This window comes from Apibacter sp. B3935 (genome assembly GCF_009827705.1).
GTDB lineage: Bacteria > Bacteroidota > Bacteroidia > Flavobacteriales > Weeksellaceae > Apibacter.
In genome coordinates this window covers 429,839-442,367 of the sequence record NZ_WINL01000003.1, presented here as the reverse complement: position 1 = coordinate 442,367, position 12,529 = coordinate 429,839, and the positions used below count along the sequence as shown (strand labels likewise).

Annotated in this window: 10 protein-coding genes; 3 read left to right on the top strand and 7 right to left on the bottom strand. The window is 31.0% G+C overall.

Annotated elements, in window-relative coordinates; translation table 11 throughout:
* The first annotated feature begins 44 nt into the window (after positions 1 to 44).
* The 3 genes from GFV00_RS07750 to GFV00_RS07740 all read left to right on the top strand — a co-directional run bounded on the left by GFV00_RS07750 (position 45) and on the right by GFV00_RS07740 (position 3,586).
* Positions 45 to 1,094: a branched-chain amino acid aminotransferase gene (locus GFV00_RS07750; RefSeq protein WP_160557391.1), complete on the top strand. Its 1,050-nt coding sequence runs from the start codon at positions 45 to 47 to the stop codon at positions 1,092 to 1,094.
* Between the two features lie 130 nt (positions 1,095 to 1,224).
* Positions 1,225 to 2,886: a glycosyltransferase family 39 protein gene (locus tag GFV00_RS07745; RefSeq protein ID WP_160557392.1), complete on the top strand. Its 1,662-nt coding sequence runs from the start codon at positions 1,225 to 1,227 to the stop codon at positions 2,884 to 2,886.
* A gap of 28 nt (positions 2,887 to 2,914) precedes the next feature.
* Positions 2,915 to 3,586, top strand: a complete 672-nt coding sequence (locus tag GFV00_RS07740; protein ID WP_160557393.1) for an ABC transporter ATP-binding protein — start codon at positions 2,915 to 2,917, stop codon at positions 3,584 to 3,586.
* A 218-nt stretch (positions 3,587 to 3,804) separates the two neighbouring features.
* On the opposite strand, the gene GFV00_RS07735 is transcribed toward GFV00_RS07740, so the two are convergent.
* The 7 genes from GFV00_RS07735 to GFV00_RS07705 all read right to left on the bottom strand — a co-directional run bounded on the left by GFV00_RS07735 (position 3,805) and on the right by GFV00_RS07705 (position 12,528).
* Positions 3,805 to 4,125: a DUF493 domain-containing protein gene (locus tag GFV00_RS07735; protein ID WP_105297272.1), complete on the bottom strand. Its 321-nt coding sequence runs from the start codon at positions 4,123 to 4,125 to the stop codon at positions 3,805 to 3,807.
* A 70-nt stretch (positions 4,126 to 4,195) separates the two neighbouring features.
* Complete coding sequence (locus tag GFV00_RS07730; RefSeq protein ID WP_160557394.1) at positions 4,196 to 5,965, bottom strand: long-chain fatty acid--CoA ligase; 1,770 nt, start codon at positions 5,963 to 5,965, stop codon at positions 4,196 to 4,198.
* A 193-nt stretch (positions 5,966 to 6,158) separates the two neighbouring features.
* Positions 6,159 to 7,430: a serine hydroxymethyltransferase gene (gene glyA, locus GFV00_RS07725; protein WP_160557395.1), complete on the bottom strand. Its 1,272-nt coding sequence runs from the start codon at positions 7,428 to 7,430 to the stop codon at positions 6,159 to 6,161.
* Positions 7,431 to 7,443: 13 nt separating this feature from the next.
* Entirely contained in the window at positions 7,444 to 8,466 is a 1,023-nt protein-coding gene (galE, locus tag GFV00_RS07720; protein WP_160557396.1) for a UDP-glucose 4-epimerase GalE, read from the bottom strand.
* 24 nt (positions 8,467 to 8,490) lie between these two features.
* Positions 8,491 to 10,485: a KUP/HAK/KT family potassium transporter gene (locus GFV00_RS07715; protein ID WP_368733474.1), complete on the bottom strand. Its 1,995-nt coding sequence runs from the start codon at positions 10,483 to 10,485 to the stop codon at positions 8,491 to 8,493.
* Positions 10,486 to 10,592: 107 nt separating this feature from the next.
* A complete protein-coding gene (locus GFV00_RS07710) occupies positions 10,593 to 11,609 on the bottom strand; it encodes an endonuclease/exonuclease/phosphatase family protein (protein WP_160557397.1) in 1,017 nt (338 codons plus the stop codon).
* 13 nt (positions 11,610 to 11,622) lie between these two features.
* Positions 11,623 to 12,528, bottom strand: a complete 906-nt coding sequence (locus tag GFV00_RS07705) for a DUF6576 domain-containing protein (protein ID WP_160557398.1) — start codon at positions 12,526 to 12,528, stop codon at positions 11,623 to 11,625.
* Position 12,529 lies beyond the last annotated feature (1 nt).

Sequence of the window (12,529 nt, the reverse complement as noted above, 5' to 3'; positions counted from 1 at the left end):
ATTAATTTTGAAATGTTCAATAAACAATTTTAGCAAGTTAAGTAATGAAAATAAATAAAATAGCAAACTCCAGATTAGATTCAATCGATCCTAATGACTCCCCTTTTGGAGCCAACATATCTGATCATATGCTCATATGTGAATACGAAAACGGTAAATGGGGAGAACCGGTTATTATGCCTTATGGTTCGATGAACTATTCTCCTGCTTTGATGGCTCTTCATTATGGCCAAGCCATCTTTGAAGGAATGAAAGCATATAAGGATAAAAATAATGAGGTTTTTTTATTCCGACCTGAAAAAAACTTTGAAAGATTCAATAAATCTGCGGAACGTTTAGCTATGCCGCAAATACCTAAAGAAATTTTTCTTGATGGACTTTATGCTTTAATTGATTTGGATCGGGGTTGGATTCCTACTAAACCGGGTATTTCTCTATATATTCGTCCGGTTATGTTTGCTTCTGAAGAAATGTTTTCAGCAAGGATATCTAAAAAATATACTTTTGCTATTATGACTTCTCCTGCCGGACTTTATTATGATAAACCCTTAAAAATTAAAATTGAAGATTATTATACTCGTGCAGTAGACGGAGGGGTTGGATTTACTAAATGCGCCGGTAATTACGGGGCATCTTTTTATCCTACATTTCTAGCTAATCAAAATGGTTTTGATCAGGTAATTTGGACCGATAGTAAAAATCACAGGTATTTTGAGGAATCCGGAACTATGAATGTTATGGTAAGAATCGGAAACACTATTTACACCCCCCCTACTTCCACAACGATTTTAAGCGGTATTACCAGAGACAGCTTAGTACATTTAGCCAAATATCACAATCTGGATATTAAGGAAGAACGGATATCTGTTGACGACATTGTAAATGCATATCAAGAAGGTACTCTAAAAGAAATATTCGGTTGTGGTACTGCCGTGGTAATTTCAAGGTATTCTCATTTGGGCTATCAAGATTCTATCATGGAGTTGCCTCAATTATCGGATGAAGAGAGTTATGCCGTTTTTCTTAAAAAACAGTTAGTGGGTATACAAACTAATGAAATTGATGATCCTTTTGAATGGAGATATAAAATTTAAAATTATAATTATTTATAACCCAAAAATATTTTTTTACTAACTTCTGGAACAGTCTGTGATTCAGAAGTTTTTTATTACCTATGTATAAACCTATGAATCATTTTAACATTAAATCAATATTTAGTAAATAATGAAAGTTAATTCCATAAAAAACATACAATTTATATTCATAGGTATTTTATTCATATTCAATATTTTTCAATCGGTAACACTTCCTTTAATTGATGATGAGGCTTATTATTGGGTTTGGTCGAATCATTTGGATTTTGGTTATTATGATCATCCCCCTATGATTGCTTTATTTATCAAGGCGGGATATTTATTTTTCAAAGGAACTTTGGGAGTTCGATTTGTATCGATTATATCTTGGATAGTCGTTTATTGTATTTGGTTGTTGATTCTTAAACCTAAAACGTTAAAAGAAAATTATTTATTTATAGGACTTTTTGGATCTGTCGGATTTTATCAAACGTTAGGATTTATATCTACTCCCGACACTCCTTTGCTTTTATTCTGTTCTTTATTTTTATGGAGATGGAAATCATTTACTGAGAAAAATAATCTACTAAATGCTTTATTTTTGGGCTTATCCATGGCACTTACCATGTATTCTAAATATCAGGGAGCCTTATTGATTATTCTAACTTTTATTCCTTTTATCCCTTCTTTATTAAAAAATAAATGGTTTTACTTCAGTTTGTTGTTTTCTTTGCTTTTATATATTCCTCATTTATATTGGCAGTATGATCACGATTGGGCATCTATAAAATATCATCTTTTTGAAAGGAGCAAACAAAAAGCTGTTACTTATCCATTCATCAAATGGATACTTGGCATACTTATATTAGGTAACCCTTTGCTTCTCTATTTTTACGGTAAAAGTATTTTCAAACGTTTGGGTAGAAATAAACCGTGGATAAGATCTTTACAATGGATTAGCTTGGGTGGAATCCTTTTTTTTAGTTTATTTTCATTTAGCAGAGTAATTCAACCGCAATGGAACTTAATTATTTATATTGCACTCATTCCTTTAACTTATTTAACGTTTAAAGAAAAAAACAATGTTTGGATCACCAGACTTTCTTTTGCTTATATTTTACTATTGTTTTTTGTGCGAATATTATTATTCTTTCCCGCTGTCATACACAAAAGTCCCATGTATAAATTGAAGGAATTTGTTTTAAATGCTAAAGAAGTAACGGAGGGATTGGCTGTTTTTGAACGCTATCAAAAAGCGGCTGCATACAATTTTTATACACAACAACCTTCTTGTTGTTTACAAGTTTATATTCATAGATATTCTCAATACGATATTTGGAATTCCGAACAAAATATTCAAGGAAAAACTATTACATTTTTTGGATTGGAAGAATTATCTCCCGTTTACCTTGTTGATGAGGATGGAAAAAACGAATATTATAAAACTGTAGATAAATTTTATTCTTATTACCAAATAAAATGTGAAGTACAGCCCACTAGTATTTCACCCGAAGAAGAATCACAAACACTCGATGTTAAGTGGACAAATCCTTATAATAAAGAGATTAGTTTAGGTGATGATACTCCTCAAGAACTAGCATTTTTATTTTTTAATACTAAAACTTTTGAACCACAAAATATAATTTCAATTAATAAAAAATTAATTCTTCCGCCTAAAAGATCTACAGAACAAACTTTATTTATTGATGTTTCTCAAATTCCTCCCGGCACTTATAAAGTCTATCTGATTTTAAAACCCTATAATTTATTTGGAAAAATTATCTCTAATGAAATGAGCCTCCATGTTCCTTAATTTTTTAGTATTTTTGATAAAATATTATATGGTACTTATTCAAAATATACATAAATCTTTTGGTTCCCTTGAAGTTTTAAAAGGTGTTTCTCTCCATATAAAAAAAGGTGAAATAGTTACCATCGTGGGAGAATCAGGTGCCGGTAAATCAACTCTTTTGCAAATCATTGGCACTTTAGACAAACCGTCAAATCCCGAAAGATATCACAGCATTATTGAAATTGATAATTTACCCATTACTCAATTGAGAGATAAGGAACTTTCTTTATTTAGAAACCAGAATATTGGATTTATTTTTCAATTTCATCAATTATTACCAGAATTTACTGCACTGGAAAACGTGATGTTACCCGGAATGATTGCCGGAAAATCTAAATCTAAATTAGTTAATAAAGCAAAGGAATTATTAAGTTACCTGAAATTATCTCACCGTTTGGAGCATAAACCCGGTGAACTTTCCGGTGGTGAACAGCAAAGGGTTTCTGTTGCCAGGGCATTAATGAATAATCCTAAAATTATTTTAGCGGATGAACCATCAGGAAATCTTGATTCCGCGAATGCTGAAGATTTGCATCAATTATTTTATCAATTAAGAAAAGAATTTAATCAGACTTTTATTATTGTGACGCATAACTCTCATTTAGCTTCTATGGCAGATAGAAGTTTACTTATGAAAGACGGGATAATAGCCAATGTTTAATGGTAAAATGGTAAATTAATTGAATAGATTCAACGATATCAATTTATAACATTTTATTTAGCTTTTTCTTTAAAAAAATTTTCAAATAAGATAGTAAGCAGAGTGTCTGTATTTTTGATTCCCTGCTTTAATCCAATTAAAAACTTATTTTAACTATATTCCAATAAAAAAAGCATCAAAAAATACTTTTCTGATGCTTTTTTATTTTAAAATTTTACTTATAACATTACTATTCCTTCGATGGAACTTGCTTCTTTATAATATTCAATAACTGAAATTGAATCCGTTACATACATAGTAATGGTTATGCTTGTATATTTACCGTTTTTACTTTCTTTCATTGAAAATGAAGCTCCGCTATGATCAAAAATTTTATGCAATTGAGCCACTTTTTTGCTTTCCGTTGGAATTATAAACTTAAACATATAATTCCCCGGAAATGTATGTTCTTTGTCTAACTGTTCTTTAAATCTTGAATAAAAATCTTCAGGATTTTCGCCTTTATTGGCAAATATTTTTATATTGTCATTCCTATTCATGGTTACCCTTAAATCAAAACTAAAGCCAAATAAAATTTATGACAAAATAGCATGTTGAAAATTATTTTAGTTATTTATCATACAATTTATTATATAAATTGATGTATTTTTCTTTAATAAATTTTCTTTTTAATTTTAAGGTTGGGGTTAATTCTCCTCCATCTACCGACCATATATTTGGGGTAAGCTCTATTTTTTTAATTTGCTCCCATTTCCCTAAATTTTTATTTACCTTTTCAACATCTTGCATGATTCTATCTTTAATTATCTTATTATTAACAATTTCTTCTGGCGAAGCAGAAGAATTTAATGGTAAATGTTTATAACTAATATATTTAGAAATAAAATCAAAATCAGGCTGTATAAGCGCACAAGGCATTTTTTCTCCATCACCAACAACCATGGCTTCTCCTATAAACCGTGATTGCTTAAGGTTATTTTCTGTTACTTGTGGAATAATATATTTTCCTCCGGAGGTTTTAAATATTTCTTTTTTTCGATCGGTAATTTTCAAGAATCCATCTTTCATATAACCTATATCTCCTGTCTTAAGCCAACCGTCTTCCGTAAATATTTCTTTGGTTTTTTCTTCATCTTTATAGTACCCTAAGAAAACATTCGGCCCTTTGGTTAGTATTTCTCCGTCCTCTGCAATTTTAACCTCATATCCGTCTAATAAAGGCCCCACCGTTCCTAATCGGTAGACTTCATCATTTATACCGTTTACTGAAATAACCGGAGAAGTTTCTGTCATTCCATATCCTTCCGTAACGAGTAACCCCGCGGCAGAGAATACTCGACAAAGATTCTCAGATAGCGCGGCACTTCCACATATCATTAATTGAAGATTATTACCTACTGCTTCTCTCCACTTTTTAAATACTAAAGCATCTGCTATTTTATGAGAAAGGCCTGCCGGTTTGAAGGGTTGATATTTTTTAGCCACATTGAGTGCCCATAAGAAGATTTGTTTTGTAATCCAACCGGAAGAAGTTCCTTTGTTATATATGGATGCATACAATTTTTCAATTACTCTCGGCACCACTAGAATTACATCAGGTTTAACTTCTTGAAAGTTTGAAGCTAATTTATCTATACCTTCTGCAAAATATATCCCATAACATTTATACATAAAGACATAGACTACCATTCTTTCTAATATATGACTGATGGGAAGAATACTTAAAATTCTGAATTTCTCATCATTTTTCATTAAAAATCTGGTATGGCATCCCATTACATTGGATAGTACATTTCCATGTGAGAGCATAACGCCTTTGGGTCTCCCTGTAGTTCCGGAAGTATAAATTAACGTCATCCATGTATCGGGTTTTATATTATTTTTTAAAGTTTCAACATCTTGTTGATTAGATTCCTCTTCACCCTTTTCTTTAATTTCCGACCAATGGGGTACTCCTTTTATCTCATCGAAGGTAAAAATATTTGAAAGCGAAGGGCAATTTTCCTTTATATTTTGTACTTTATCATATAACTTTTTGTCAGAAATCAGACAAAATTTAGCTTCACTGTTGTTGAGTATAAATGTTAAATCGTCATCGCTCATGGTTGGATATATAGGAACACTTACCGCTCCTATTTGTTGTATGGCAAAATCCATAATCATCCATTCTGTTCTGTTTACTGACGTAATTAAAGCTATTCTGTCTTCAGGTTTAATTCCATACTTTAAAAGACCTCTACTAACTTGGTTAACCTGATCTATAAGCGATTTTGTTGATATTCCTTCCCAAACTCCATTTTTTTTTGATGATAAGGAAACTTCAATCGGCCTATTTTCTAATTGATAATATAAAATGTCAAATAGCCTAGCGACTTTCATTATGTATTCATTTTAAAGCGCGAAAAATACAAAAAAATAATATATTAGCAAAAATCATCTTTTTTCCTGATTTGTTAATTAGAAATAAAAAATCATGTATTCTATCTTGTGTAAATGAAAACTGATTAAAACTTATTAATTAGAAGTAATCAGTTTTCGTAATTTAACTTTTTTTAAAATTCAATTTTTTTATTTACCATTGGAATAAAGGCCTAGAGTCCATTAAAGCATTGACTTCTTTTTTTACTTTATTTATCACCTTTTCGTTTTCCGAATCTGTGATAACTTCATTTATAAAATCCGCTATTTTTATCATATCGTCTTCTTTGAGACCTCTGGTGGTTACCGCTGCAGTTCCCAAACGAATACCTGAAGTTACAAATGGACTCCTGTCATCGTAAGGAATCATATTTTTATTACATGTTATGTCTGCTTTTTCTAATACTTTTTCGGCAGCTTTACCTGTAATATTTTTATTGTGTAAATCAATTAGCATAAGATGGTTATCAGTTCCTCCTGAAATTATAGTAAAATCTCTTTCTATCAATGCTTGAGATAAAGCCTCGGCATTTTTAACGATTTGATGGGTATAAGCAAGGTATCCATCACTTAATGCTTCAATGAAAGTTATCGCTTTTGCTGCTATTATATGCTCTAAAGGGCCGCCCTGAGTTCCCGGAAAAACAGCTCCATCTAGCACTTGTGACATCATCTTTATCTCTCCTTTAGGCGTTTTATGTCCGAAAGGATTTTCAAAATCTTTACCTAACATAATCATTCCTCCTCGCGTACCTCGTAACGTTTTATGAGTTGTAGTGGTAACTATATCACAATAAGGTAAAGGATCACTTAAAATTCCTTTAGCTATTAATCCTGCAGGATGTGAAATATCAGCCATTAATATTGCTCCTATTTCATCTGCTATTTCTCTAAATTTTCGATAATCAAAATCTCTGGAATAGGCTGATGCTCCCACTATGATCATTTTAGGCTTTTCTCTCCTGGCTGTTTCAATCATATCTTCATAGTTGATGCGCCCATCATCTTTATTTACTTTATAAAAAACCGGGTTGTAATTTATTCCTGAAAAATTAACGGGAGAACCGTGAGTTAGATGTCCGCCATGGGCTAAGTCTAACCCCATTACTTTGTCACCGGGTTTTAAACAGGCTAGAAATACGGCTGCATTTGCCTGTGCTCCGGAATGCGGCTGAACGTTTACATAAGAAGCACCAAATAACTTTTTAGCACTTTCTATGGCGATTTCTTCTATTTGGTCTATTACTTCACATCCTCCATAATATCTCCTTCCCGGATATCCTTCTGCGTATTTGTTTGTTAATACAGATCCGGCGGCTTTCATTACTTCGTCGCTGACAAAATTTTCTGAGGCTATCAATTCAAGCCCTTTGGTTTGTCTTTGTTTTTCTTTTTCGATCAGTTCGAATATTGTTTTACTTTCCATAACATAGTTTACTTTATTTTCTATATGATTTTTCCCAATTCCATGCATCTTTAACCATATCTTCTAAAGAATGCTTAGCTTTCCAATTTAATATTTGATTGGCTTTATCGCAACTGGCATAGATGCTTTCTACGTCTCCATTTCTTCTGCCTCCTATAACATAAGGTACTTTAACCTTATTAACCGCTTCAAAGGTATTTATTATTTCTAAAACGGAATTTCCAAGCCCTGTTCCTATATTAAATACATCATGCGATAAATCTCCTTTATCTGCCAGTAAATACTCACAAGCATTTACATGAGCTTTCGCAAGATCAACCACATGAATATAGTCTCTTATGCATGTTCCATCGGCGGTGTTATAATCGTTCCCAAATACGGTTAATTCTTTTCTAATTCCAGATGCTGTTTGTGTAATAAATGGCATTAAATTACCGGGAATTCCTTTCGGTAATTCTCCAATTAAGGAAGATGAATGGGCTCCTACCGGATTAAAATATCGTAAAGAAAGAGCTTGTAAGCTACCCGTAGCAGAAACTTTTTCAATTATATCTTCCGCCATTTGTTTGGTGCTTCCGTAAGAAGATAGGGCTTTTTGAATTGGTGAGGTTTCTGTAACAGGTAATTTTTCAGGCTGTCCATAAACGGTTGCAGAGGATGAAAAAACCAATTTTCTTACCTTAAATTCATTCATTACTTCCAATAAATTCATAAGAGATATCAAATTTGACTGGTAATAGGTCAGAGGAATTTCCATGGATTCTCCAACTGATTTTTTAGCTGCAAAATGTATACAGGCAGAAATATCGTTATTATCCGTAAATACTTGATGTAATTTATTATAATCACCTATATCGTATGAATAGAATTTGGGTTTACATCCCGTAATTCTTTCTATTCTTTCTAATATAAATAATTCTGAATTACTCAAATCATCTATAATTATCGGTTCAAATCCTGATTGAATCAATTCAACTACCGTATGAGAACCTATGAATCCTAAGCCCCCAGTAATTATGATTTTAGTTTTATTCATAAGTCATGAAATTTATCTAAATATTTATTTATAATTCTTCACTCTTTTGATCCTGCTTTTATATATTACATCCGTAAGCATAGGTACTTCTTCCACTTCTACGTTATAAGTATCTAAGCCTAAAGCAGCGGTATCAGATATTCCTATATATTTGACCATGTTATAAAAGCGTAAGATAAACCTTTCTTTTAATGAAAACAAATATTCTTGATTGAAAACTCTATCAATAAGGATATATTTAAAATCTGCAGGAATATCATATTTTTTCAAAGATGGATAATTGCTTGACAAATCTATTTTTCCTGAGATTTTTAAATCTTCAAGTACCTGACTAAAATAAATATTTATTAATGGAACTACTTTGAATCCTAATTTAAAATTAACTTTATATAAGGTATTGGGTATTAATTCTAATACATCATATTCAAACGTATACGGGTTTGTATCATTTTCAACTCTAAGGAACCAATAGTAATCTGCTCTTTTAGGATTTTTATTGACTATAGAAAATAAAATTTTTGCTTCTATTTCTTCTGATTTACCTGCTCTACTTATATATACTAAATGGGTTGAATATTTCGAAATATCTTTATCGGTTTTCATATCTTGTATAATAGGTAAATAAGGTTTTATATTTACGTATTGTACGTATTTATTCTTCAATTTTCGTCCATTATACCAAATATACATAGAAAAAGCAATCAAACCGGCCAACATCATGGTAATCCATCCGCCTTCTTCAAATTTCAACGCATTGGCATAGAAAAATCCTCCTTCAATGATAAAATATATGATTGCAAATAGTAAAATAAAAAATATATTTACTTTTTTGCTATATAAATAGAAAAGTAATAAAATGGTTGTCATCAGCATAGTGATGGTAATTGCCAAACCATAGGCCGCTTCCATTTTAGAAGATTCTTTAAAATAAAATACAACAAAAATACAGGATATGAGTAATCCCCAATTTATGGCCGGAACATACATTTGACCCTTTTCGTGAGTGGGATATTCAATTTTTTGCCTCGGCCAAAAATCCAACGACATAGCCTCGCTAAATATAGTATAAGATCCTGTTATTAAGGCCTGGCTTGCTATAACCGCTGCCAAGGTAGCCATCCCTACTCCAATGATTACAAAGTTATCGGGCATCATCATAAAAAATGGGTTTCCTCCACTAGCTGCTTCTACAGGATGTGACAGAATCCATGCGCCTTGTCCGAGATAGTTTATGATTAAACAAATTTTTACAAAGCCCCAACTTATCCTGATGTTTTTAATTCCACAATGTCCCAAATCGGAATATAATGCTTCGGCTCCGGTAGTACACAGAAATACAGCACCCATAATTAGTAAAATCATATGTTTAGCTTCTAATGCAGTTTCTGCACTGTCTCTCACAATAAGCATTAATTTAACAGCATAATAGGGATTTATTGCTTTTATTACATATAAATTAGGTATAAATTGAATAGCACCCAGTAGTAACAACATGATAAACCAGAGGGTCATGATCGGTCCGTAAAATTTACCTATGGACTGGGTTCCAAATTGTTGAACGACAAAAAGAACTATAAGTATAAATATGGTAATGGGTATGACTTCTGTATTGGGATTATAACTTTTAAGTCCTTCTACTGCCGACATAATGGTCATTGAAGGAGTAATTACCCCATCAGAAACTAACGTTGCGGCTCCTAAAATGGCTACTATGTACAGCCATTTATTCTTCATCTTTTTGACCAGCGAATACAACGCTAGAATTCCACCTTCTCCATTATTATCAGCTCGTAACGCTATTACCACATACTTTAGGGTTGTTTGCAATGTTAACGTCCAAATGATGCAAGATAAAGCCCCTATGATAAAATCTTCTGAAATATGATCTGTGTGATTGGCGGCAACTATGGCTCTCATTACATATAATGGAGAGGTTCCTATATCACCAAAAACTATCCCGATGGTAACTACTAAACCTATAAAAGTAAGTTTAGATTTCTTAGAATCAATCTGCTGCACAATTAGTTATTTTAATTTACTACTAATTTGCAAAGTTATATTTTTTTTAAGTTAAATTTTTTTATATACTGTTAATTTAATTAAAATAGAACCGGAAATTTAGCTCATTAATTTAACTTCAATGTTGCCAGTACCGGATAATGATCGGAAATAGTAATTGTTTTATCTACATAACATTGCATCGGCGTAAAGTTATTACTTGCAAATATATAATCAATTCTGATGGGATAATAATAATCATAAAAAGTCCATCCTAATCCTTTCCCACTTTCTTCAAATACATCTGTCAAATCTTTTTTCAAGGTAAAATATTCATACGATAAGGGTACCGAATTTAAGTCTCCACACACAAGTACGGGATAGGGTGATTCTTTTATATATTTTGAAAGTAAATCTATTTGAACTTGATGTTTTTGAAAACCTTTTATTAATTTTTCCGTTATCAGTTCTAAATTATCTCCAAAATGTTTTAGGCTGTTGGCTTTGAATAAACTTTTAGAAAGATTCATGGGTTCTAAATATATGCTGAAACATCTTATTATATCCTGATCTTTCTGTATATCTACCAAGCATGCAAATCCATTACCCGGCAGTATTATTTTTTGTTCATTTATAATGGGATATTTTGATGATATGCCAATTAAATCAAAGGCAGCATTATAGCGTTCAGCTAAAAATATTTCTTTTGATCTCCATTGTCTGGTATAGATTTCGTGAAAAAATGCAATATCAATATCTTTTTGATGGATATAGTTTTCCAGGGCTTGTAAGTCTTTATTATCATTTGCATATCTAATATTATAGGTTAAAATTTTAAGTTCATTATTTTGAATCGGTTGATTATTCAATTCCCCAAAATGAACGTATTTTTTTATAGGAAACAGTAAAAAAAGGGTGATAATAAAGAAGGGTACAAAAATTAATTGTCTTTTAATAAGCCAAAATATAGTGAACAAACAATAAAGAGCAATTAGTATGGGATATATAAGAGCCAGTAAGCCTAAATATGGAAATGTCTTGGGTTCAATAAATTTATTAAAATAAGTCAGAAACAGTAAAATAGCTATACTAAGATGTATTATAAGAATTAGATAATTTAATTTGCTTTTTTTTATAATCATCATATTCTTAACTATTTCATTTGGAAGAATTAAATAAAAATTCTTTTTCCTGTTTCGTCAAACTATCATATCCGCTTTTTGAAATTTTATCCAATATAGTATCGATCTGTTTTTGTTTCTTTACTTTGTTATAATTAAATTCTTCATCAGATAAAGGTCTGGAGTGATGCGATGTATATTGCTTTTTATCGTTTTTTTCAATTTTAAATTTAGGTTTATCTAGTTTTTTAAAATAAGATCCGACATGGCTGACAATCTTCTTAAAATTGGGAAAAGGAAATACTAGAAAATCATTTCCTTTTTGGAAAGACTTCATATAAAAAAATCCAAAACTTGCAGCTGCTATTCTTGCTATAAATACTCCGATAAGTTCATTATAGTTCAGCAAATTAACAACATCAAAAAGCACAAACACTATTCCTACGACATAAAGAGGTAGTTGATAGGGTATGGGATATAGGGATATTTGCATTTTTGGATTGTATGAAATTATTGCAAATAAGCAACTATAAACACCCAACATTCCACCTTCTAAAAGGGTATATTCCTGATCGGTAACTACATTTGTAAGTAAAAAAGCTATACAACCGATTAAATTGCCATAAATGAAAAATTTTAAAAAACTTGATCCACTAAAATATATTTTGAAAATTTTTTCCACAAAATAAATAATCATTGCGGCAATTAATAAATCCCAAAGATTAGTATATATAAATGGAAAGGTTATAATAGTCCAAATAAATGGAAGAAAATTATTTACAGAAACCAAAACATATGAAGTTATTGAAAAATCAAACGTTTTAATTAATAAAAAGTTTAAAATCCAATAAAAAAATGAAAACAACACAGAGATGAAAATAAGTTTAACTCCTTCTGTTCCATTTTTATAATAATCCCATATATTTATCATCTTTTTGTCCATA